We start from the raw sequence: 23,077 nt of genomic DNA, 5'->3' as shown, positions 1-23,077 counted from the left end.
GCCGGTGATCAAGAGGTTTGGGTCAAGCTGAAGATCAAAGATGACCCAAACCTCTTGATCACCGGGGCGGGCTAGGGGGTAACGGACGCGGGAGCGCGGACGCGGGAGCACGGACGCGCGCGGACGCGCACGGGCACACGGGGCCGGGGCGCGGGGCGGGTGCGGATCGCGGGGGGGGTGCGGGGTTCAGTGGTTGGGGGGGATCACGCGGAGGTGGCCTCGGCGGCCGGTGGGGGGGTTCTGGTTCTGGGGGTGGGACGTCTGGTCGTCCTGGGGTGGGCGGGGGGCGACCGGGCGGGCCGCCTCGCGGACGGCCTCGGCCAGGGCGACCAGGTCGTCGGTGGTGGGCGGCGGGGGCTCGAACTCGCCCTCGTGCCGCACGACGTCCCAGCCCCGGGGGGCGGTCAGGCTCCGGGCGTGCTGCTCACACAGGTCGTACGTGTGCGGCTCGGCGAATGCCGCCAACGGCCCCACGACAGCGGTCGACTCGTTGTAGACATAGGTCAATGTGGCGACCGCTTGCCGGGGGCAGCCGTTACGGGAGCAGCGCCGTGGTGACCTCACGTGCGGCAGGGTATCCCCATTACCGGGTCCGGCGCACCGGTTCGCTTTGCGACACGCCCATCACGGTGATCACAATTCGCACCTGGTGCTCCCGCCACGCCTGTCGACGCGCGCCGTGGTGGGCCGGTCGGGGCTGCGGGCTACCCTTTGCCTCATGACGAGTCCGGAACACCGCCGCCCCGGCGCCGGCCGGCGCAACCACCGTGACCGGCACGGGCGTGGCCTGCGCGGGCGGCTGGTGCCGGCGACCGTGCCGCTGGCCCGGACCAAGGCCGAGGTCTTCGACGACCTGGTGCTGGACACCGTGGAGACGCTGGAGCGCCGGTTCGCCACGGAGCTGGCCGGGGTCGAGTTCGCCGTCGAGGACGTCCCGCCTGATCTGAACGTGTACGACTCCGACGTGCTGGAGGACGGCGAGGTGCCGCTGGCCCGGCTGCTGCCAGGCCGGCCGGGTCGGCAGGAGGTGCCGCCCCGGATCGTGCTCTACCGGCGGCCGTTGGAGTTCCGCGCGATGGACCGCGAGGACCTCGCCGACCTGGTCCATGACGTGATCATCGAACAGGTGGCGAACCTGCTCGGGGTCGACCCGGACGAACTGGCCTGACCGCTTTCCGACCTCTGGTCGTCGGCTCCACCCCACCGGACCCGGCACCGGGCCATCTCACGTGGCCCGGTGCGCCGCCCGGTGGCCGACCGCCCCCGCGGTCGGGCCGCCGCACCGCCCTGACGTCGGTCACCCCCGTGACCCGTCGGGCGTGAGCCGGGCGGCCCCCACCGCCCCGGCTCGGCCCCTCAGCTCAGGCGGCCCGCCGCTTGAGCTTGCGCCGCTCCCGCTCGGAGAGCCCACCCCAGATCCCGAACCGCTCGTCGTGCCCGAGAGCGTATTCGAGGCATTCCGTCTTGACCTCGCACCGCGAACAGATCCGTTTCGCCTCGCGGGTCGAGCCGCCCTTCTCGGGGAAGAACGCTTCCGGGTCGGTCTGCGAGCACAGTGCCCGCTCCTGCCACTCCGGCGCGTTTCCGAGCAGGTCGGCCACCTCAAGCTGGCCGTCCATCAGATGCCTCCTTGTCGCGCACCGACGTCACCGCCGCTGCAACCCCCCACGCGAAAGGCGTGCTTGTCCGTCCGGTCCCTATTTGTTGCGTTCCGCGCGAACAACCCCATCGAAATTACACGCGTGTAATGCGTGCGCCGTCAAGCCGGACTTGATAATGGAGTCGCCCTCCCGACACGCCACCGGACGGTCACCCGGACCATCCGGCCCTCGCAACCTGCCCTATCGATTCAGCCCCCGGGCGAGTAACGCCCCCTCCGGCGAGTTGCCCCAGATTTCTCCTGTGGCGTCGCCGCCCCGGCGGCCGCCGGAGCACGTCGACGGGCACGTTGGACGGCCGACCCGCCAAGATCATGAGCATGGTGGGGGACAGGGTAACGCGGTTGGCTCCGGACCGCCCGCCGAGCCGGGAATGCCGACAGCGCCCCGTCCACATTGTGGACGGGGCGCTCGGGTGGACGAACTGTCGCGGGGCTCAGGCCGACCGTGGTGGGCTGCTCGGCCAGACGAATTCGGCAATCGCCCCACCGGTGACGGAGATCGTCCCGGCGGACGTCTCCTCGTCCCACCAGACGGTATACAGGCCCGCCGCCAGATCCGGGTAGACGGCACTGTGGAACACCCCGTCGCGGACGATCCGCTCCCGCACCGCCGAGTGCGTACGCACCACGGCGTCCTGGTCGACCCGGCTGATCTCGATCTCCCGGCCGTGCAGGTCACGTCCGGTGTAGATGATCAGTGCGCCGGTCTCGCCGCCGATGTCGAGCATCACCGTACCGCTCTCCGTCGGCCCGTACTGATGGTGATGGTGGTGGTGTCCGCTCATGCCGCTCTCCGTCCGGTCAGGAGTTCGCCGCGGCCGGGTTGTTGAACCCGTCGTACGGCGTACCGAGGAAGGGGAAGTCCCGCAGGAACGGCGCGGTCACGTCGGCCGCGCTCAACCCGGGGGTCACCGCGCCGGCCGCCGCATCCGGCTTGAACTTCTTGTCGACCAGCGGCACGGTCACCCCGGCCACCGCCCGCAGCGCGATGCTCACCACGTCGTCGACCACCCGGCGACCGTTGGGGAAGCCGGCCAGGTCGCCCCCGAGCAGACCGAACTGGTTCGGCTTGCTGCTCGGCTTGATCGCGGTGTTCAGCCGCAGCATGTCGGCCTGCAGCTCGCCGGTGAGGTTGGTGAAGCCGTCGATCAGCCCGGACGGGATCCCGGTGAGCAGGATGGCGAGCAGGTCGGCCCGGGGCTTCTTGGACTTGTTCAGCGCGTCCAGGTTGGGGAAGACACCCGGGTAGAGCACCGGCAGCAGCGCCGCCAGCTCCGGCTGCTCGACGAACCGGGCGAACCGCTTGTCCTCGGTCGGCGGCAGGGTGTTCCACAGGTCCTTCTTGGACATCGGCACGATGACCTCGTTGAACAGCGGGTTGCCCAGCCGGGAGACCTGGGTCCACGGGCCGACTGCGGAGTCCGCGGCGACCCTGTCGCCGAGCACCCGCACCTGCTGGCGGGAGGCGGTCGTCCACACCCCGATGGTCGAGGCCCGGTCGCCCGCGCCGTACCGGTTGGCCTTGCGGCGCACCTTGCTCAGCGGCACCTGCACCGCGATGCTGTGCACGTTCATCCGGTCCACCGCGTTGACCGGCTCGCCCTCGGTCTTGAACAGCTTCTTGCCGGCCACGTGCAACTGCTGGAACGGCCGCAGCGTACCCAGGTCGAAGATCGCGCCCAGGTCGACGAAGAAGCCGTCCGCGCGCTGCCCGGCGAACACCTTCTCCCCCGTCGACAGCTTGAACGTCGCCTGCCGGACCAGGTCGTTGTACTTCGGGATGGACAGCGGCCCGACGTTGCACGGCGGGCAGGGCAGCTTGTGCGCCAGCACGTGCTCCTTGCCGTCGGTGATCCGGGTCAGCCGGTAGAACTGCCGCCGGTTCCAGTTCTTGCTGTCCAGCGACTCGATCGGCCCGGTGTTGTAGAGAAAACTGTTCTGGTTCGTGATCTCGGTACGGAATTCGAACCGGTAGGTCACGTCGGGGTGGCCGTCACCGTCGTTGTCGATATGGATCTCGTACCGCACGTCGTCGCCGAACTCGAAGAAGTTCGGGCCGCTCGCGGGGAGCTGCAACGGCACGTAGTTGGCGATCAGCGTCACCGAGTCGGGCCGGTCGGGGCTGACGAAGGCGTACAGGTCGGAGCTGTCGGCGACCGGGTCCTTGCTTATTTCCGGCGCTTCGCGGTGGGACGACATGGCGGACCAGCCTTTGCGGAATCATGAGGAATCAGGGCATGACGAACCGGGCGCCGAGAGCCTGCGCCTGGCGGTGAAGGGGAAGCGACGCGGACGGGTCGACCCGCCCGGCGGTGACGGGCAGCTCAGCGCCGCCCGGTGCCGATCGGTGGCTCAGCGCCGCCCGGTGCGGATGGACGGCTCGGCACCACCCGTCGCGGGCGGTGGCCGACGCCGCCTGGTGGCAGCGGGCGGGTCAGCTCCGACCGGCGGCACGGCGCAGCCGGTCCGCCAGCCCCCGGTCGCGCACCTCGATCCGAGACGTGCCGACGAAGACGTCCAACGTCCCGGAGTTGGCGTCGCGCAGGTGGACCACGATCGGCCCCTCCGCGCTCGTGGTCGACGGGGAGTTCTGCGCCACCGACACGCCGGTCACCGTCAGGGCAGCCGCGCCCAGCGTGGCGCTCGCCGCCGCGGTCAGTGTCTGGCGGCGGGTCAGTCGCGGCCAGGAACGCTTCCGCACTTCGCTCGTCATGGGGAACCTTTCCTCCGGCGGCGCGTGAGCGCCCGCGGTGTGGAGCGCGAGGTCGCCGGCGGCGGCCCTCGCCTCAACCGCCACCGGCGAACACTGGTACGGCCCGCACGCGCGAAAGGTTCGATGTCATCGCGACGGATGACCGTACGCGGTCGTCCGCTTGCGCGCCGGCCGTCCGGCGGCGGCGGCGATCGCCCGCAACTGCTCCTCGGTACGCGCCGATCCGTTGCCCGAACCCGCCATCCGGGAGATGGTCTCCTCCATCAGGGTGCCGCCCAGGTCGTTGCAGCCGCCCCGGAGCATCGCCACGGTGCCCTCGTCGCCGAGCTTCACCCAGGAACACTGGATGTTGTCGATCCGCCCGTGCAGCAGCAGCCGGGCCATCGCGTGCACCACCCGGTTCTCCCGCCAGGTCGGGCCGGGCCGGGCGATGCCGGCCAGGTAGATCGGCGCGTTGGTGTGCACGAACGGCAGGGCCACGAACTCGGTGAACCCACCCGTGCGGTCCTGCACCCCGGCCAGCACCCGGAAGTGCGCCAGCCACTGCCCGGGGTGGTCGACGTGCCCGTACATCATCGTGGAGCTGGACCGGATGCCCAGTTCGTGGGCGGTCGAGACCACCTCGACCCAGGCGGCGGCCGGTAGTTTGCCCTTGGTGAGCACCCAGCGCACGTCGTCGTCGAGGATCTCGGCGGCGGTGCCGGGGATGGTGTCCAGGCCGGCTTCACGCAGCATCGACAGCCAGTCCCGCACCGGCACGCCCGCCTTGGCGGCGGCGGTGACGATCTCCATCGGGGAGAACGCGTGCACGTGCATCCCGGGCACCCGGGCCTTGATCGCCCGGACGATGTCGGCGTAACCGGTCACCGGCAGCTGCGGGTCGATGCCGCCCTGGAGGCAGACCTCGCCGGCGCCGGCCGCCCACGCCTCCTCGGCGCGGTCGGCCACCTGCTCCACCGACAGCCGGAACGCGTCGGCGTCCCGCTCCCGCTGGGCGAACGCGCAGAACCGGCAGCCCACGTAGCAGACGTTGCTGAAGTTGATGTTGCGGTTGACCACGTAGGTCACGTCGTCGCCGACGGTGTCCCGACGCACGTCGTCGGCGAGCCGGCACAGCTCCTCCAGGGCCGGGCCGTCCGCGCCGAACAGCGCCAGCGCCGCCCCGGCGTGCCGGGGCTCCAGCAACGCCGCCGGGTCGTCGGCCGCCAGCCGCAGCCCCGCCCGCAGGTCGCCGTCGCCGACCGGCACCGGTCCGCCCGACGCGGCGGGGCTCACCTTGCCGGCGACCTCCGCCCAGTCGCCGTAGACGCTGTCGAAGTCGCCCCGCCGGTCGTCGGTGCGGCCGGTCGTGTCGATGGTGGCGTGCAGGTCGACCCGGCCGCCGCCGAAGACCTCCTCCGGCTCCTGCCAGGGGCGGCCCATCGGGCGGGCCGCCTCGACCGCCAGCCCGGTCGCCGGGTCGGCGAGCGCCGTGACGTGCGGCAGCAGCCGGGGGTCGAGCCAGGGGTCGCCCGCCCGGACGTACTCCGGATAGACCGTCAGCCGCTCGCGCAGGGTGAAGCCGGACTTCTCGGTCTGCCGGGCCAGCTCGTCGAGCTGCGGCCACGGCCGTTCCGGGTTGACGTGGTCGGGGGTGAGCGGGGACACCCCGCCCCAGTCGTCGATGCCGGCCCGCAGCAGCAGGTCGTACTCGTCCTCGATCAGGTTGGGCGGGGCCTGGATCCGGGCCTTCGGGCCGAGCAGCAGCCGGGCCACCGCCACGGTGGCCGCCAGGTCGTGCAGCTCGGCGTCGGGCAGGCCGCCCATCGCGGTGTCCGGCTTGGCGCGGAAGTTCTGCACGATCACCTCCTGGAGGTGGCCGTACTCCCGGTGCGAGCGACGGATCGCGAAGATCGCGTCGACCCGCTCGGCCGGCGTCTCACCGATGCCGATCAGGATGCCGGTGGTGAACGGCACCCCGACCCGGCCGGCGTCGTCGAGGACCCGCAGCCGGACCGCCGGCTCCTTGTCCGGGGAGCCGAAGTGCGGGCCGCCCGGCTCCGACCAGAGCCGGGTGGCGGTGGTCTCCAGCATCATCCCCATGCTCGGCGCGACCGGCTTGAGCCGTTGCAGCTCCGACCAGGAGAGCACCCCCGGGTTGAGGTGCGGCAGCAGGCCGGTCTCCTCCAGCACCGCCACCGCGCAGGCCCGCAGGTAGTCCACTGTGGAGTCGTAGCCCCGCTCGTCGAGCCAGGAGCGGGCCGCCGGCCAGCGCTCCTCCGGCCGGTCACCCAGGGTGAACAGGGCTTCCTTGCAGCCCAGCGCCGCGCCCTGCCGGGCGATCACCAGCACCTCGTCGGTCTCCAGGAAGGCCGCCGGCAGCCGGTGCGGCACGGTGGCGAAGGTGCAGTAGTGGCACCGGTCCCGGCAGAGCCGGGTCAACGGGATGAAGACCTTCTTCGAGTACGTCACCACGCCCGGTCGGCCGGCGTCGCGTAACCCGGCGTCCCGGACCTCCCCGGCGATGCGGAGCAGCTCGTCCAGTTCGCCGCCCCGGGCGGCCAGCAGCGCGGCGGCCTCGTCGACGTCGAGGGCACGCCCGGTGGCGGCCCGGCGCAGCGCCCGGCGCACGGTCGCCGGGGTCGGGCCGGGATCGGTGCGGTCAACCATCCGCCCAGCCTAGGCGCTGACCTGGACGGTCCGGCAGGTACGCGACCCGGGTGTGACATCATCCCCGGCCCGGCACCGGCGACCCGGGCCTCCGCCCCGGGCAGGCTCCGGCACCACCGGCCCGGCCCGGCCGGGGTCCGGCACCACCGCCACGGCCCGGCCGGTCGCGCCGCAGCGTCGACCGGCCGGGCCGGGGTGGGCTCAGTGCGGGGTGTTCGGGTCGTCGCGCCGGAAGGGCTGGGTGCGGTCGGCCTCCGCGTCGCCCGTGCCGGTGGTCGGCTCGCCCGGCTGACGCGGGATCGCCTGGGTCGGGTCGGCCGACGGGGGCTGCCCGAACGGCGGGGCGCTGTGCGGCCCACCGGCCGGCGGCGCGGACTGCGGAGCGCCGAACGGCGGGGCCGGCTGCGGCGGGACACCGCCCGTCGACCCGGACTGCGGCGCACCGAACGGCGGCGCGGACTGCGGAGCACCGAACGGCGGGCCGGACTGCGGGGGCGGGGCGAAGCCGGGCTGGCCGTACTGCCCGGCGCCGGGCTGGCCCGGGGTGGGGTGGCCGGGGTAGCCGCCCTGCTGCGGCCAGCCCGGCTGCGGCTGACCGTAGACACCGGGCTGGAGCTGCGGCTTCGGCACGTGGTAGAGGGTGCGCCAGATCCGGAACACCACGTACGCCGCCAGCCCGAAGATCGCCAGCCAGGCCGCCCGGGTCAGCATGCCGAGCAGGGCGTCCAGCACCTCCGCCTCGGCCAGCCGGCCGACCAGCCAGATCAGGAAGGTCAGCACGCCGAACAGCGCGGCGAAGGCGTACTCGCCGAGGGCGAGCTGGGTGAACTGCTTCGCCCGGCCGGACACCGGCGAAAGATGGGTGACCAGCAGCACGGCCAGCAGCGGCAGCACCGTCGACTCGACACCGACGAAGGCGAAGAACTCGCTCCCCGCCCGCCCCGAGAAGGTGCTGTAGTCCGATGTCGGCACGAGCAGCCGGACGAACCCGACGAAGAGCAGCACGGCGTTCGCGCCGAGCAGGACGAGCGCGGCGAGTTCGCGCAGGGGTGCGGTGATCTGGCGGGCCTGCGACGCGTCGTGCGACGCGGGCTCGGCGGGGCTGGTCACGAACTCTCCCTCGGGGCGAAACGGACAGATGCCGACGTGAGCCTAGTCTCTCGGGCCACCCACCGGCGGTACGCCTCCCGTACGGGAGGATGGGGGACATGCACATCGTGGTTCTGACCGGCGGGATCGGGGGTGCCCGATTCCTGCTCGGCGTCCGGGCGTACGCCCGCGAGGTGGGTGCCGAGGTGACCGCCGTGGTCAACGTCGGCGACGACCTCTACCTGCACGGCCTCAAGGTCTGCCCCGACCTGGACAGCGTCCTGTACACCCTGGGCGGGGGTGCCGACCCGGAACGCGGGTGGGGGCGGGCCGGCGAGAGCTGGACGATCCGGCAGGAGCTGGCCGCGTACGGAGCCGAGCCGGGCTGGTTCAACCTCGGTGACAAGGACGTCGCCACCCACCTGGTGCGTACCACCATGATCACTGCCGGTTATCCGCTGTCGCGGGTCACCGAGGCGCTGGCCGCCCGCTGGCAGCCCGGCGTACGGCTGCTGCCGGCGACCGACGACCGGCTGGAGACGCACGCGGTGGTCGACCTGGACGGCGAGCGGCGGGCCATCCACTTCCAGGAGTGGTGGATCCGGTACCGGGCGGGTGTGCCCACCGACCGGTTCGTCTTCGTCGGCGCGGACAGCGCCAAGCCGGCCCCCGGGGTGACCGAGGCGCTCGCCGCCGCCGACGTGGTGCTGGTCGCGCCGAGCAACCCGGTGGTGAGCATCGCCCCGGTGCTGGCGGTGCCCGGGCTGCGCGACGCGGTGGCCACCGGCCCGGCCCCGGTCGTCGGGGTGTCGCCGATCATCGGCGGTGCACCGGTACGCGGGATGGCCGACCGCTGCCTGGAGGTCCTCGATGTGGAGTGCAGCGCGGCCGGGGTCGGCCGGCTCTACGGCGGGCGCAGCGAGGGCGGCCTGCTCGACGGCTGGCTGGTCGCCCCGGAGGACGACGGCGTGGCGGTACCCGGGGTGACGGTCCGGGCGGTTCCGCTGCGGATGACCGACGAGGCGGCGACGACGGCGATGGTGCGGGCCGCGATGGAGCTGGTGTGAGACTGGAGATCCTGCCGGTGCCGGGCATCGGCGACGTGACCGAGGGCGACGACCTGGCGGTGCTGATCGGCACGGCCGCGCCGTGGCTGCGGGACGGCGACGTGCTGGTGGTGACCAGCAAGATCGTGTCGAAGGCGGAGGGCCGGCTGGTGGACGTGCCGGCCGACGGGCCGGAGCGGCTCGCCGCGAGGGACGAGGTGCTGGCCGCCGAGACCGCCCGGGTGGTGGCGACCCGGGGGCAGACCCGGATCGTGCAGACCCACCACGGCTTCGTGATGGCCTCCGCCGGGATCGACGCGTCCAACGTCGACAAGACCCGGCTGGTGCTGCTCCCGGTGGACCCGGACGCGTCGGCCCGGTCGCTGCGCGCCGCGCTGCGGGACCGCTACCGGATCGACGTCGCGGTGATCATCAGCGACACGATGGGTCGGCCGTGGCGCAACGGGCTGACCGACGTGGCGCTCGGGGTCGCCGGGATGCCCGCGATCCGGGACCACCGGGGCGAGGTCGACCCGTACGGCAACGAGCTGCAGCTGACCCAGATGGCGGTGGTCGACGAGCTGGCCGGCGCGGGTGAGCTGATCAAGGGCAAGTGCGACCAGGTGCCGGTGGCGGTGGTCCGTGGCTACCTGCCGGCGACGTCACCACCGACCGACGGTGGCCCGGCCCACCCGCCGACCGAGGGCAACGGCCTGGCCCACCGGCCGACCGAGGGCAGCGGCCGGGACGACCGGCCGGCGGTCCGGCTGGTCGACGACGGGGTCGGGGCCGCCGCCCTGGTGCGGGAGAGCGCGCTGGACCTGTTCTCGCTCGGCACCGCCGAGGCGACGGCGGCCGGGCTGCGGGCCGCCGCGACGCTCGCCGACGGCCCCGGCGCGGCACCGGTCGACCCGGCCGCCGTCGACCGGGCCATCGCCGCGGTGGCCAGGGTGGTGGCCCCCGGCACCAGCTTCACCCCGGTCACCGACGACGAGGTACGCGTCGGTCTGGCGGCGACCGTCGACGGCTGGCCGGCCGGGGCGACCGGCCTGGTGCTCGGCGCGGCGCCCACCCCCGTCGACCAGCCCGACCTGGTGCGTTTCGGCGCCGACCTGCACCGGCTGCGGATCGCGCTGGCCGCCGAGGGGATCGGATCCGCGCTGCTGCCACCGCCGACGGGCAGCATCGCCAGCGCCTGCCTGGCCCTCTGAGTCGACCGGTCATGGTGCCGGGGCGGCGGCTTCCGCGCGGCTGGACACCACCGCATCCGTGACGTTGCGCCGCCCGCCGCGGATGGTGTCAGGCGTCAGGCGTCAGGCGTCAGGCGTCGAGCATGGCCCGGCCGAGCGGGGTCAGGGTGTGCAGCACCGTGTTGCGGTCGCGGCGGCTGACCAGCAGCCCGGCGTTGCGCAGCACCGCGGTGTGCTGACTGGCGGCGGCCGCCGAGATGTGCAGCCGGCGGGCCACCTCCCCGGTGGTCGCGCCGTCGTCGCTCACCTCGAGGACCGCCGCCCGGGTCCGGCCGAGCAACGCGGCCAGCGCCTCCCGGCCACCGTCACCCGCCGGCCGACCACCCGCGCCGGCCGGCGGGTCCAGCCCGCCGAGCCGGTCCGCCGGATAGACCAGCACCGGCGGCAGCGCCGGGTCGAGCAGGGCGACCGGGGTACGCGCGCAGAAGAACGACGGCACCAGCAGCAGCCCCCGACCGTCCAGGTGCAACTCCCGACGGTTCGGATAGTCCACGACCTGTAGTACGCCGGAGTCCCAGCGCATTCCCGGCCGCAGGCTCGCCAGCAGCCCCTCGGTGCCGCCGTCGAGCAGGGCACGGGCGCGTACCGCGCGGTCGGCCTCCACCGCGGCCCGGATCCGCCCCCAGTACGGATCGATCGCCACCGACCGGTACTGCGTCATCGCCTCCGTCAGGTGCCGGAGCACCTCCGGCTCACCCCGGGCCAGCGCGGCGGCCGACGACGGCAGCGGGTTCGTGCCGGACAGCAGGGTCAGGTCCCGGCGCAGCAGCTCGGTCGGGGTGGACCGGACGGCGTCCAGCCCCGCCTCGAAACCGTCGAGGCTCTCGTAGGGGGTGAGGAAGTCGGGGAAGTAGCCGCGCGGCGGGTTCAGCGCGAACAGCAGCCGGAACTGGTCGGCGGCGGTCTCCCGGCGCAGCCCGGCGGCGACCCCCCGGCGCCAGCCGGCCATCAGCGGGTCGCGGGTCCGGCCCTGGAGCAGGTGCAGGCTCAGGACCAGCTCCCAGACCGGGTCGGCGGCGGGCGCGACCCGGGTCCGGAGGAGGTCCTGCTGCGAGAAGTGGATGGTCAGCATGGGGCGCTCCCGGGGCGGGGCTGGGGGACTCCCGCCGACCCACTGCACTGTACCGGGCGGCACTTATCTCCACTTTTAAGTGTGGAGTGAAAGACCTCGACGCAAGTTCCACCGATTGACATGCTCCTAGTGCCCGGACGACACCTGGGGTCACCCCCGCCGCCGCCCGGGTGACCTGGGGTCCGCAGGACGTGGCACCCGGGAGGCACCACGAGGGTCTGCGGCCCTGGTTCCGCAGAGGTGTCACCCGGGTCCACCACCCGTCCGCGCGAGGGCGGCTCGGTTCAGCCGATCCAGAGCGCCACCCGATGGTCCTCGTCGGTGACGTAGAAACGGCGTCCGTCCACCTCGGCCACCCCCTCGACGTGCCGGAACGGCGTCAGGTCGGCCACCAGCTCCCCCGCGATGCGCCCGTCGTCGGTCGGCTCCCACCGGAACCGGACGTGCCGCGAGGTCACCTCCCCACCGGCCGGATGGTCGTCCAGCAGCACCGATCCCTTGCCGAGGGCGTCGATCGACCCGACCACCGCCGCGTACCCGCCGTCGGCGGTCGGGGTGACCGCGCGGAAGCCCACCAGCGCGCCGGGCGGCGTCACCCCGGTCAACGCGTACGCCCGGTCGGCGCGGGGCCACCCCGCGCCCCGGGTGAACATCTCCGGCACCCCGGCCAGCTCGACCAGGACCGGTTCCCCGTCCACGGTCACCGGGAAGCGGAGCCCGAGCAGCACCGTCCCCTGCGGGGTGAACGCCGCCGCCTCCACGTTCAGCGGCAGGTCGTCCTCGGCCAGCCGGCGTACCCAGGACTTGGCCCGCGCCGTGCCCCGGGAGACGGTCTCGCCGATGAACCGCTGCCGGACCCGGTCGCCCGGCGGCAACGGGGTGAACGGCGCCTTCACCAGCGCGTCGTTGATCGCCCGGTGCACCCGGAACCGGTTGCGGACCACCTGCACCGGCAGTGTCCCGGTGGCCGCGTCGTCCTCCCGGAAGCGGGCCACGAAGGCGCGGCGGGGGCGCAGCGGACCGGCCTTGGATCCGAAGTGCGATCCGAAGACGTACACCCAGCCGTCGTGCTCGGCCAGTGCCTCACCGTCCTCGGTCCGGCCGTTCTCGACCCCGGCGTCCGCCACCACGTGATGGGCGACCCACTCGCCGTCGGCGCGCTCCAGCAGCAGGGCCAGGCACTGCTCCACCGGCCCCTCGTCGAGCACGGTCCAGAAACCGCGGACGGCGTCGTACGCCCGCAACAGCGACCGGGACCGGACCGGCAGAAGGTCACTGGCCTCGTTGCCGGCCACCACGAACTCCAGAAGTCTCAGGCTCACCGCGCCAGGGTACGGAGCGCACGCTCGTAGAGTGGCGGGATGCCCGACGCCTCGTCCGCCACCCGCCTCCCCACCGCCGAGCCCGCCGGCACTCCCGAGCCGGCCGCCCTGGCCGCCCCCACCAGCACCGCCGCACCGGTGCAGGGGGCGGCCGGGCCGGGGCCGGGCGACGGGAACGCGGCGCTGTACGCCGACGCGGTGGCGGTGCTGACCGGCTGGACGCCGACCGGGTCGGCCGCCGCCGAGGCCCGCGACCGCACCCTCGCCCTGCTCGCCGACGGCCCGGCCGCGTTGACCCGTCACCACCTGCCGGGCCATCTCACCGCGAGCGCCCTGATCCTCGACGCCTCCGGTACCCGGGTCCTGCTCTGCCTGCACGGCAAGCTGCACCGCTGGGTGCAGCTCGGCGGGCACTGCGAACCGGGTGACCACACGCTGGCCGGGGCGGCGCTACGCGAGGCCACCGAGGAGTCCGGCATCGAGGGGCTGGTCATCGACCCCGTACCGATCGACGTGGACATCCATCCGGTGGCCTGCCAGGGCGGCTCGCTGCACCACGACGTCCGGTTCGCGGTCTTCGCCCCGCCGGGGGCGGTCCCGCAGGTCAGCGACGAGTCCGAGGCGCTGGGCTGGTTCCCCGCCGACCGGCTGCCGGAGCCGCTGGCCGGCGGGACCGTCCAACTCGTCGTCCCGGCCCTGGCGGCCCATGCCCGCCACACCGCCGGCCACCCACCCCGCTGAGCCGGGCGTCCGCCACGGCGGTACCGACCGGGGCGGTCGTCTGTCAGACCAGCCCGTCCTCACCCCGGGACTTCAGCTCGTCGACCAGCGCCTTGACGTCCTGTGCCCGGTCGCGGGGGCAGACCAGCACCGCGTCGGGGGTGTCCACCACGATCAGGTCGCGGACCCCGAGGACGGCCACCAGCCGACCCGACTGCGGCACCACCACCAGGTCGTGGGCGTCGTGCAGCAGGACTCCGGGCTTGGCGTCGACCCCCAGCACCACGTTGCCGGCCGGGTCGGCGGGCAGCACCTCGCCGAGGGTGTGGAAGTCGCCCACGTCGTTCCACCCGAAGTCACCCGGCACGGTGGCGACCCGGCCAGCGGTGGCCGCGCCCTCCATCACCGCGTAGTCGACGGAGATCTTCGGCAGCGTCGGCCAGACGGCACCGAGGACCTCGTCCTGCTCGGGGGTGCCCCAGGCCGCCGCGATCGCGGCGACCCCGGTGTGCAGGGCCGGCTGCTGGTGGGCGAGTTCGGCGAGGAAGACGTCCACCCGCCAGACGAACATGCTGGCGTTCCAGAGGTGCCGGCCCGAGCGCAGGTACGCCTCGGCGACCGGCGCGGCCGGCTTCTCCTTGAACTCGAGCACCGGACGCAGCAGGCCGTCACCGCCCGGCTCACCGGTCTCCAGGTAGCCGTAGCCGGTCTCGGCCCGGGTCGGGGTGATCCCCACCGTCATCAGCAGGCCCTGTTCGGCGCCCCGGACGGCGGCCTGGACGGTCTGCACCCAGGCGGCGGGATCGCGGATCAGGTGGTCGGCGGCGAAGGAACCCATCACGGCCGTCCGGTCCCGCTGCGCGATCACCGCCGCCGCCAGCGCGATCGCCGCGCAGGAGTCCCGGGGCGACGGTTCCACCAGGATGTTCTCCTCGGGTACCCCGCGTAGCTGCCGGGCCACCGCCGCCGCGTGGGCGGCTCCGGTGACCACCAGGGTGCGCTCCGGTGTGGTCAGCGGCGCGAGCCGGTCCACGGTCGCCTGGAGCAGCGACGCGTCGGTACCGGTGAGCGGGTGGAGGAACTTGGGGTGCCCCGCGCGGGACAGCGGCCACAACCTCGTGCCACTGCCACCCGCCGGGATGACGGCGTAGAGCATCAGCACATCATGCCCGAACCGTCTCAGGTCGGATGGCGGCTCGGCCGTACCGCCAGCGACCACTCAGGAACGGGCCCGGCTCCACGCGGCGATGTGCACCTCGGCGCTCGACGCCCAGGTGAACTCCTTCGCCCGGTCGACGCCCGCCTTGGCCAGCGACAGCCGACGCTGCTCGTCGTCGAGCAGAGCGGCCAGGTCGGTGGCGATCTGGTCCGGGTCCTCGCTGGTGTAGGCGACCGCGTCACCGCCCACCTCGGGCAGCGAGAGCCGGGGCGTGGTGAGCACCGGCGCGGCGCAGGCCATCGCCTCCAGGATCGGCAGGCCGAACCCCTCGCCGTACGACGGGTAGGCGGCGACCAGCGCGCCGCCGAGGAAACCGGGCAGGTCGGCGTAGCGCAGGTAGCCGGGGCGCAGCAGCCGCAGGTGCGAGGGGACCTCGGCCACCGCGCGGTCGATGTCGTCGTCGTGGCCCTGACCGCCGGCGACCACCAGGGCCGGCGGGTTCTCCCGGTCGCCCACCGCCCGCGCCCAGCCGCGGATCAGATTGGGTACGTTCTTGCGCGGCTCCTTGGCCCCGAGGAACGCGACGTAGCTGCTGCCGCCGAGCCCGAGCCGAGCCCGTACCCGGGCCTTCTCCTCGTCGCCCGGGGCGTGGAAGGCCTGCTGGTCGACCCCGTGGTACGCCACGTCGATCCGGGTCGGGTCGGCGTCGAGCAGCCGGATCAGCTCGTCGCGGGTGGCCTTGCTCGGCACGATCACCCGGCTGGCCCGACGCAGCGACGTCTTGATCGCGCTGCGGAAGAACGTCCGGCGGGACTTGTCGTAGTGCTCCGGCTCGGTGAAGAAGGTCGCGTCGTGGACGGTCACCGTCACCGGGCAGCCGGCACGCAGCGGGCAGGTGTAGAACGGCGAGTGCAGCACCTCGGCACCGACCTGCTGGGCGAGCAGCGGCAGACCGGTCTGCTCCCAGGCGAGCCGGGCCGGGCGGTGGGCGACGGCGGCCGGGGCGGGGATCACCTCGGCCCCGGGCAGCATCCGGGTGTAGCGCTCCAGGTCGGTGCGCAGGCTGACCACGACCAGGTCGACCGTCTCCCCGCAGACCACCCCGAGGGCTCCGAGCAGGCCATCGACGTATCTACCGACGCCGCCACGGTCGGCGGGGACACTCGTGGCGTCGATGAGCACGCGGGGCGGGCGACCGGCGGTCACGGGGCGACTCCTTGCATGGCGGGTCTGTGGGGAACAACACTCCGGGCAAGCCTACGCCGGAGCCCGGTGCGGACGCTGACTGCGACCCGACCGTACGCCGACTTGTCATCGCCATCGGATACGGACGGCGGGGGCGTATCGTTCGCGCCGATGGCCGACAACATTGCCCGGGTGTTCGCCGCCGCGATCGCGGCGGACCCCGCCCGCCCCCTGCTGACCTGGTACGACGACGCCACCGGCGAGCGCACCGAACTCTCCGGCGCGACCCTGGCCAACTGGGTGGCCAAGACCGCCAACCTGCTCGTCGACGAGCTGGCGCTGAGCCCCGGCGACCGGGCCGGGGTGCTGCTGCCACCCCACTGGCAGACCGCCGCGGTGCTGCTCGGCTGCTGGTCGGCCGGCGTTACGGTGCGTGACGAATCCGGCGACGTGGAGGTCCTCTTCGCCGCCGCCGACCGGGTGGCCGAGGCCGACGCCTGGCCGGCCGGCGACCGGTACGCGCTGGCGCTCGCCCCGTTCGCCGCCCCGCTGCGCGAGGTGCCTGCCGGGTTCGTCGACTACGTCGTCGAGGTACGCACCCAGGGTGACCACTTCACCCCGTCCACCCGGGGCGGTCCGGCCGACGCGACCCTGCTGGCCGAGGCGGACGCCCGCGCGACGGACCTCGGCATCTCCCCCGGCGACCGCCTGCTCGTCGACGCGGCGGTCCACCCCGACCCGCGCGACTGGCTGCTCGCCCCGCTGCTCCGCCAGGCGACGATCGTGCTGACCGGCAACGCCGACCCCTCCCGCCTCCCCACCCGAGCCCACACCGAACGCACCACCCACACCCTGACCTGACCCCCACCCTGTTCCTCCCCGCCCGACCCTGTCCCCGCCCCGCCTTGCCCCGGTGATCAAGAGCTTTACGTCAACATCCAGCCCACGGATGACGTAAACCTCTTGATCACCCGGCCCCGACGCCGCTGGCGTGCGGTGATCAAGAGGTTTGGGGCGGGATTGGCGGGGCGGGGTGACGTAAAGCTCTTGATCACCGGGGCAGGTGAGACCCGGTGGGAGCAGGGTGGGGTGGTGGGTCAGGGGGTGGGGCGGGATTGGGCGAAGGTGGCGAAGGCGGTGAGGGACTCGGGGTTGGCCAGGGCGCCCTGGGCGGCGGCCGACTCGACCGGGGTGCCGGTGAGGATCTTCTTGACCGGGACCTCCAGCTTCTTGGACGACAGGGTGCGTGGCACCGCCCTGACCTGGTGGATCTCGTCGGGGATGTGCCGGGGCGACAGCGCGGTACGCAGCTCACGGGCGATCTTGCGGCGCAACGCGTCGTCGAGTTCGAGGCCCTCGGCGAGCACCACGAACAGCAGCAGCTCCCCGGCCCCGCCCTCGTCGTCCTCCAGGTGCACCACCACCGAGTCGACCACCTCGTCGAGGCCCTCCACCACCGAGTAGAACTCGGCCGTGCCGAGCCGTACGCCGCCCCGGTTGAGGGTGGCGTCGGAACGACCGGTGATCACGCAGCCGCCCCGCTCGTTGATGGTGATCCAGTCGCCGTGCCGCCACACCCCGGGATAGACGTCGAAGTACGCCTCGGCGTAGCGGCGGCCGTCCGGGTCGTTCCAGAAGCCCACCGGCATGCTCGGCATCGGCGCGGTGATCACCAGCTCGCCCAGCTCCCCGAGGACCGGGGTGCCGTCGGCCGAGCGCGCCTCCACCTTCGCCCCGAGCGCCCGGCAGGTGATCTCACCGGCGTACACCGGCAGCAGCGGCACCCCGCCGACGAAACCGGTGCAGACGTCCGTCCCGCCGGACAGCGACTGGAGCTGGAGGTCGGTGCCGACCGTCTCGTACACCCAGGTGAAGCCCTCGGCGGGCAGCGGCGCACCGGTGGAGCCGACCCCGCGCAGCGCGGACAGGTCGGCGACGTCCTTCGGGACCAGGCCGGCCTTACGGCAGGCCAGCAGGAACGGCGCGGACGTCCCGAAGTACGTGGTGCCGGTCTCCTCGGCCAGCCGCCACAACGCTCCCAGGTCGGGGTGGCCGGGGTTGCCGTCGAACAGCACGATCGTCGCCCCGACGGCCGGCCCGGAGACCAGGAAGTTCCACATCATCCAGCCGGTGGTGGTGAACCAGAAGAACCGGTCGGCCGGGCCGAGATCGTGGTGCAGGGCCAGCATCTTGAGGTGTTCCAGCAGGATGCCGCCGTGCCCGTGCACGATCGGCTTCGGCAGCCCGGTGGTGCCCGAGGAGTAGAGCACGTAGAGCGGGTGGTCGAACGGGACCGGGGTGAAGGTCAGCCGCTCGGTCGTCTCCGCCGCCAGCTCGGCCCAGCTCAGGCTGCTCTGCGGTACGCCGTCCGGGGCGACCGGCGTCCCGTCGGCCGGCCCGCCGGGCAGCACGGCTGCCGGGGCGGCACCGTCGGGGGCGGCCGGAGCCGGGCCGGCGGGGCCGGTCGGAGTCGAGCCGTCGGGGCCGGCCGGGGCGGAACCGTCGGGGGCGGTCGGGTGCAGGTAGGCGATGGTGACGGTGTGGGTCAGCGACGGCAGGGCGGCCCGGATCGCGGCCACCTCGGCCCGCCGGTCCACCGGCTTGTCGCCGTACCGGTAGCCGTCCACGGCTACCAGCACCTTCGGCTCGATCTGCTGCCAACGGTCGACGACGCTCCGGGTGCCGAACTCCGGGGCGCAGGACGAGAAGATCGCCCCGAGGCTGCTGGTCGCCAGCAGCAGGACGTACGTCTCGGGGATGTTCGGCGCGTACGCGGCCACCCGGTCCCCGGCGACCACGCCGAGCCGGCGCAGCCCGGCCGCCACCCGGCGGACCTGCTCGCGCAGCTCGGCGGCGGTCAGGGTGACCGGCGGACGGGTCTGCCCGTGGGCGACCACCACCGGGTCGTCGTCGGCCCGACCGGGCATCCGGAGCACGTTCTCGGCGTAGTTGAGCGTCGCGCCGGGGAACCACCGGGCACCCGGCATCGCCGCATCGCCCAGGGTCGCCGTGGGCGGGGTGTGCGCCACCACCTCGAAGTGGTCCCAGATCGAGCGCCAGAAGGCGTCCAGGTCGGTGACCGACCACTGCCACAGCGCGTCGTAGTCAGCGAAGTCCAGCCCCCGGTGCTCCCGCAGCCAGCGCAGGTAGCCCCCGATCCGGGACCGTTCGCGTACGTCCGCCGGCGGCGTCCACAGCACGTCACCCACCGCTCCACCCTCCCTGAGGCCCACACGGCACTGTGCCCGGCCATACCGCCATCTTGCCTACCTGGCAGCGTCATCATCCACACCGGGGGCCGACACGGAAACGTGCCCCGCGCACACATTCCAGCCCTCCCCCTCAGGCCAGCCCCGGTGATCAAGAGATTCACGTCAACATCCAGCGCGGGCGTGACCCAAGCCTCTTGATCACCGGGGCTGGGCACAATCGCCGATCCGCCCAGCCAGCGCACCACACACCACCCCGAGCGAGCTGGGTCGGTGACCAAGAGGTTTACGTCAACAATCCGGCGCGGGCGTGACCCAAACCTCTTGATCACCGGGGCGAGGCACACCGCCGACCCGCCCAGCCAACGCACCTCACTCGACCCGGGCCGCCCGGGTGGGTGACCAAGAGGTTTAGGTCAACGATCCGGCGTGGGGCTGACGTAAAGCTCTTGATCACCGGGGCGGGACGGGACGGGGCGCCCGGGAGGGCGGGGTGCGAGGGCGGGAAGGTGGGAGGAGGGGGAGGAAGAGTGGGAGGGAGGGGGTGGGCGGGTCAGGAGGCTCGGTGGGCCTGGATGGCGCGGCGTTTGGCCAGGCGGTGGGCGCGACGGATCTCCGCCTCCTTGTAGCGGCGGTGGTCGTCGGCGGTCTCCGGGAGCACGGGGCGGACCGGCCGGGGCGCACCGCCCACGTCCACCCCGACGAAGACGAGGTAGGCGGTGGCCACCCGGACCGGTGCGTCCTCCGCGGAGTCCCACCGCTCGGCGACCACCTTCACTCCGACCTCCATCGAGGTGTTACCGGTCCAGTTAACCTGGGCGTGGGCGTGCACCAGGTCACCCACCCGGACCGGCTCGGAGAAGACGATCTCGTCGATGGAGGCGGTCACCGCCGTACCGCCGCTGTGCCGGGCCGCCGCCGCGCCGGCCACGTCGTCGACGAACTTCATCAACACCCCACCGTGCACGGTTCCGTACAGATTGACATCGACGGCGGTCATGATGCGACTCAGCGTGACCCGGGAGTACGACGTCGGCTTGCCGGGAGGGGTGGCGGGGTGCTCGGTCATGCCGGAAACGGTACGGTGCGCCAATGCGACATCTCTGGAGCTTCCTCGCCGGGTTGGTGGTGGCGCCCATCACCTGGGTGCTGCTCACCCTCGGGCAGGACGGGTCGGGCCGGACCGTGGACCGCTGGGTGGAGATCGGCACGTACAACACGGCGAACCTGATCGAGCCGGCTGTCTACCTCGGCGTCGCCGGCATCCTGCTGGGCCTGGTAGGCACGCTGCGCACCTCGCCGCTCGGCCCGCTCGTCGCCGGGCTGCTGCTGGTCACCCCGTACGTCGGGATGTTCATCGCCCCGTTCACCGTGCTCGACCGGATCCCGAGTAACTGGAAGGTGCTCGGCGACCCGCTGCCGCTACGCGAGCCGGTGCAGAACGGCACCCTGTTCCTGATCGGCGTGATGCTGCTGATGGCCGTGTTCAGCGTGCGGCGGTGGCGGCGCTGGCCGCAGCCGGTGACCGGGGTGGAGCCGGCCCCGGCCGACTACGATGCCCCGCCGCCGCCCAGCTACGCCACGAGCGACTGGCCGCCCGCCGGGCCGCCCGCCCGCACCGAGCCGGACACCGCGCCGCTCACCCTCGGCTACCCCGACCTGGACACCCCCACCGAGCCCCTGCCCCGGCGGACCGGCACCGAGTCGCCGTGGTCCGCGCCGCCGCGCTACGGGGCCAAGCCGGAGAACAGCACCGACAACCGCTGACGACCGTCGGGTGGGCCGGCACGACCGGCCCACCCGCACCCCCTTCAGCAGGACCGGTGGTCGTCGTGGCGGCCGACGCGGGACAGCTCGTCACAATCCTGAGTACGCCAGCGGTGCAGCCGCCCGTACCCTGCCCGCCGGCCTCACCGGCGGTGCGTCTCTCCCACTAGAAGGAACGCGTTGAACAACAGCAAGCACACCGAGCTGGCGAACCACGCCTGGTCGGTCGCCGATCTCCTGCGCGGCGACTACAAGCAGTCCGACTACGGCAAGGTGATCCTGCCGTTCACCGTGCTACGCCGCTTGGAGTGCGTGCTCGACCTCACCCGCGACCAGGTCCTCGCGGAGTACGACCGGCGCAGGGACCAGAACGTGGACCTGGGTCGGTTCCTACGCCGAGCCTCGGGGCACCGCTTCTACAACGTGAGCGGCTACACGCTGAAGTCGATGGTCAACGACTCCGGCCAGTTGGCGAGGCACCTGCTCGCCTACATCGGTGCGTTCTCCGAGAACGCGCAGGAGGTGATGGAGCGCTACGAGTTCGCCCAGCAGGTGCGCCGCCTCGACAACGCGAACCTGCTCTACCGGGTGACCGGCCGGTTCGCCGACCTCGACCTGCACCCGTTCCAGCGCGACCGGAAGACCGGCAAGGTGGTCCTCGACAAGGAGACCGGCAAGCCCGTCCCCAACGTCACCAACCACCAGATGGGGTACGTCTTTGAGGAGCTGATCAGGCGGTTCGCCGAGAGTTCCAACGAGACCGCCGGTGAGCACTTCACCCCGCGTGAGGTCATCGAGCTGATGGTGAGCCTGCTGGTCGCCCCGGATGACGACGCGCTGAGCGTGCCGGGCGTTTCCCGTACCGTGCTCGACCCGGCCTGCGGCACCGGCGGCATGCTGGCGGCGGCCGAGGAGCACATCACCGCGTTCAACCCGTCGGCAACGGTCAAGGTCTTCGGGCAGGAACTCAATCCGGAGTCCTGGGCGATCTGCCGGTCCGACATGATGATCAAGGATCAGGACCCGGACAACATCAAGTTCGGCAACTCGTTCAGCGACGACGGCCACCGGGGCCGGCACTTCGACTATCTGCTGGCCAACCCACCGTTCGGGGTGGAGTGGAAGAAGGTCAAGGACGAGGTCGAGTACGAGCACGAGAGCCTCGGCGAGAGCGGCCGGTTCGGTGCCGGTCTGCCCCGGATCAACGACGGCTCGTTGCTCTTCCTCCAGCACATGATCTCCAAGATGAAACCGGTGACCGCCGACGGCAAGGGCGGCAGCCGGATCGCCATCGTCTTCAACGGCTCGCCGCTGTTCACCGGGGCGGCCGAGTCCGGCGAGTCCCGGATCCGGCAGTGGATCCTGGAGAACGACTGGCTGGAAGGCATCGTCGCCCTGCCCGACCAGCTCTTCTACAACACCGGCATCTCCACGTACTTCTGGCTCCTCACCAACCGCAAGGCCCAGGGACACCAGGGCAAGGTCGTGCTGCTCGACGCCCGCGACCAGTTCGCCAAGATGCGCAAGTCGCTCGGCGACAAACGCAAGGTCATCACCCCGGAGCAGATCAAGGGCATAACCCGGCTGTACGGGGAGGCGCTCGACGCCGCCCGGGATCCCGAACACCCGCAGCACAGCAAGGTGAAGGCCTTTGCCAACGAGGACTTCGGCTACCGCCGGATCACCGTCGAACGCCCGTTGAAGCTCCGCTTCGAGGTCACCGAGGAGACGCTCACCGCGCTGGCCGCCTCGAAGCCGATCCAGAAGGCGGCGGACGTCGACGGGCTGACCACCGCGTTGAAGCCGCTGCTCGGGCAGGCGTGGACGACCAAGCGCGCCGCGTGGGACGCGCTGCGCAAGGCGACGGCCGAGGGCGGGGTGGGCTGGCCGTCCGGCACCGCCTTCCAGAAGGCGATGCGGGACATCGTCGGGGTACGCGACCCCGAGGGCGAGGTCCAGCTCGTCAAGGGCAACCCCGAACCCGACACCGATCTCCGCGATTACGAGAACGTCCCGCTGGACCAGGACATCGACGAGTACCTCCGCCGCGAGGTCCTCCCGCACGTCCCCGACGCCTGGATCGACCACGACAAGACCAAGATCGGGTACGAGATCCCCTTCACCCGCCACTTCTACGTCTACAAGCCCCCGAGGCCACTCGCAGAGATCGACGCTGAATTGAAGGCGTTGGAGGCTGAGATCCAGGAACTACTGGGCAAGGTGACCGAGTGAGTTC

20 protein-coding genes are annotated in these 23,077 nt (G+C 72.6%); 7 read left to right on the top strand and 13 right to left on the bottom strand.

The features are described from left to right. Nucleotides 1–186 precede the first annotated feature (186 nt). The gene (locus O7625_RS12525) at nt 187–564 is read right to left on the bottom strand and encodes a DUF3499 domain-containing protein (RefSeq protein WP_282346002.1); all 378 of its coding nucleotides are present in this window, start codon (nt 562–564) and stop codon (nt 187–189) included. Nucleotides 565–718: 154 nt separating this feature from the next. Between O7625_RS12525 and O7625_RS12520 the strand changes: the two genes are divergently transcribed. Continuing rightward, nucleotides 719–1,168, top strand: coding sequence for a metallopeptidase family protein (locus O7625_RS12520; RefSeq protein WP_067315158.1), 450 nt, complete (start codon nt 719–721; stop codon nt 1,166–1,168). Nucleotides 1,169–1,361: 193 nt separating this feature from the next. Here O7625_RS12520 and O7625_RS12515 read toward each other — a convergent pair whose 3' ends face one another. From O7625_RS12515 to O7625_RS12490, 6 genes are all read right to left on the bottom strand, one after another. Then, entirely contained in the window at nt 1,362–1,619 is a 258-nt protein-coding gene (locus tag O7625_RS12515; protein ID WP_007455784.1) for a WhiB family transcriptional regulator, read from the bottom strand. Nucleotides 1,620–2,094: 475 nt separating this feature from the next. After that, nucleotides 2,095–2,445, bottom strand: coding sequence for a phospholipase (locus O7625_RS12510; protein WP_282346001.1), 351 nt, complete (start codon nt 2,443–2,445; stop codon nt 2,095–2,097). Nucleotides 2,446–2,461: 16 nt separating this feature from the next. Then, complete coding sequence (locus tag O7625_RS12505; protein WP_282346000.1) at nt 2,462–3,859, bottom strand: DUF4331 domain-containing protein; 1,398 nt, start codon at nt 3,857–3,859, stop codon at nt 2,462–2,464. A gap of 235 nt (nt 3,860–4,094) precedes the next feature. Beyond that, nucleotides 4,095–4,373, bottom strand: a complete 279-nt coding sequence (locus tag O7625_RS12500; RefSeq protein ID WP_067315160.1) for a hypothetical protein — start codon at nt 4,371–4,373, stop codon at nt 4,095–4,097. A gap of 126 nt (nt 4,374–4,499) precedes the next feature. After that, nucleotides 4,500–7,022, bottom strand: coding sequence for a bifunctional FO biosynthesis protein CofGH (locus O7625_RS12495; protein WP_282345999.1), 2,523 nt, complete (start codon nt 7,020–7,022; stop codon nt 4,500–4,502). A gap of 201 nt (nt 7,023–7,223) precedes the next feature. Next, nucleotides 7,224–8,132: a hypothetical protein gene (locus O7625_RS12490; RefSeq protein WP_282345998.1), complete on the bottom strand. Its 909-nt coding sequence runs from the start codon at nt 8,130–8,132 to the stop codon at nt 7,224–7,226. A gap of 98 nt (nt 8,133–8,230) precedes the next feature. Between O7625_RS12490 and cofD the strand changes: the two genes are divergently transcribed. Both cofD and O7625_RS12480 read left to right on the top strand, forming a co-directional pair. After that, complete coding sequence (gene cofD, locus O7625_RS12485; RefSeq protein ID WP_282345997.1) at nt 8,231–9,178, top strand: 2-phospho-L-lactate transferase; 948 nt, start codon at nt 8,231–8,233, stop codon at nt 9,176–9,178. Further along, nucleotides 9,175–10,368 (top strand): coenzyme F420-0:L-glutamate ligase, encoded by a 1,194-nt coding sequence (locus O7625_RS12480; RefSeq protein ID WP_282345996.1) that lies wholly within the window; start codon nt 9,175–9,177, stop codon nt 10,366–10,368. Before cofD ends, O7625_RS12480 begins: the two co-directional genes overlap by 4 nt. 109 nt (nt 10,369–10,477) lie before the next feature. Here the strand turns inward: O7625_RS12480 and O7625_RS12475 are convergent, their stop codons facing one another. Together O7625_RS12475 and O7625_RS12470 are read right to left on the bottom strand one after the other, a co-directional pair. Continuing rightward, complete coding sequence (locus O7625_RS12475; protein ID WP_067314086.1) at nt 10,478–11,479, bottom strand: winged helix-turn-helix domain-containing protein; 1,002 nt, start codon at nt 11,477–11,479, stop codon at nt 10,478–10,480. Nucleotides 11,480–11,763: 284 nt separating this feature from the next. Next, entirely contained in the window at nt 11,764–12,801 is a 1,038-nt protein-coding gene (locus tag O7625_RS12470) for a hypothetical protein (protein ID WP_282345995.1), read from the bottom strand. 138 nt (nt 12,802–12,939) lie between these two features. Here O7625_RS12470 and O7625_RS12465 point away from each other — a divergent pair, with 138 nt between their 5' ends. Next, nucleotides 12,940–13,542: an NUDIX domain-containing protein gene (locus O7625_RS12465; RefSeq protein WP_282346927.1), complete on the top strand. Its 603-nt coding sequence runs from the start codon at nt 12,940–12,942 to the stop codon at nt 13,540–13,542. Between the two features lie 43 nt (nt 13,543–13,585). On the opposite strand, the gene O7625_RS12460 is transcribed toward O7625_RS12465, so the two are convergent. Next, nucleotides 13,586–14,677: a sugar phosphate nucleotidyltransferase gene (locus O7625_RS12460; protein WP_282345994.1), complete on the bottom strand. Its 1,092-nt coding sequence runs from the start codon at nt 14,675–14,677 to the stop codon at nt 13,586–13,588. A 63-nt stretch (nt 14,678–14,740) separates the two neighbouring features. Continuing rightward, complete coding sequence (locus tag O7625_RS12455; RefSeq protein ID WP_282345993.1) at nt 14,741–15,886, bottom strand: glycosyltransferase family 1 protein; 1,146 nt, start codon at nt 15,884–15,886, stop codon at nt 14,741–14,743. Nucleotides 15,887–16,036: 150 nt separating this feature from the next. Here O7625_RS12455 and O7625_RS12450 point away from each other — a divergent pair, with 150 nt between their 5' ends. Then, the gene (locus O7625_RS12450; RefSeq protein ID WP_282345991.1) at nt 16,037–16,726 is read left to right on the top strand and encodes a TIGR03089 family protein; all 690 of its coding nucleotides are present in this window, start codon (nt 16,037–16,039) and stop codon (nt 16,724–16,726) included. Between the two features lie 236 nt (nt 16,727–16,962). Here the strand turns inward: O7625_RS12450 and O7625_RS12445 are convergent, their stop codons facing one another. Then, nucleotides 16,963–19,065, bottom strand: coding sequence for an acetoacetate--CoA ligase (locus O7625_RS12445; RefSeq protein ID WP_348774014.1), 2,103 nt, complete (start codon nt 19,063–19,065; stop codon nt 16,963–16,965). Nucleotides 19,066–19,627: 562 nt separating this feature from the next. Next, the gene (locus O7625_RS12440; RefSeq protein ID WP_089004039.1) at nt 19,628–20,143 is read right to left on the bottom strand and encodes an acyl-CoA thioesterase; all 516 of its coding nucleotides are present in this window, start codon (nt 20,141–20,143) and stop codon (nt 19,628–19,630) included. A 23-nt stretch (nt 20,144–20,166) separates the two neighbouring features. On the opposite strand from O7625_RS12440, the gene O7625_RS12435 reads away from it, so the two are divergent. Continuing rightward, entirely contained in the window at nt 20,167–20,841 is a 675-nt protein-coding gene (locus O7625_RS12435; RefSeq protein ID WP_282345988.1) for a hypothetical protein, read from the top strand. Nucleotides 20,842–21,021: 180 nt separating this feature from the next. Further along, the gene (locus tag O7625_RS12430) at nt 21,022–23,073 is read left to right on the top strand and encodes a class I SAM-dependent DNA methyltransferase (RefSeq protein WP_282345987.1); all 2,052 of its coding nucleotides are present in this window, start codon (nt 21,022–21,024) and stop codon (nt 23,071–23,073) included. The last annotated feature ends 4 nt before the right edge of the window (nt 23,074–23,077 follow it).

The sequence above is a fragment of the Micromonospora sp. WMMD714 genome (assembly GCF_029581315.1).
Taxonomy (GTDB): Bacteria; Actinomycetota; Actinomycetes; order Mycobacteriales; family Micromonosporaceae; genus Micromonospora; species Micromonospora rifamycinica.
This window is presented reverse-complemented; position numbering and strand designations above follow the sequence as displayed.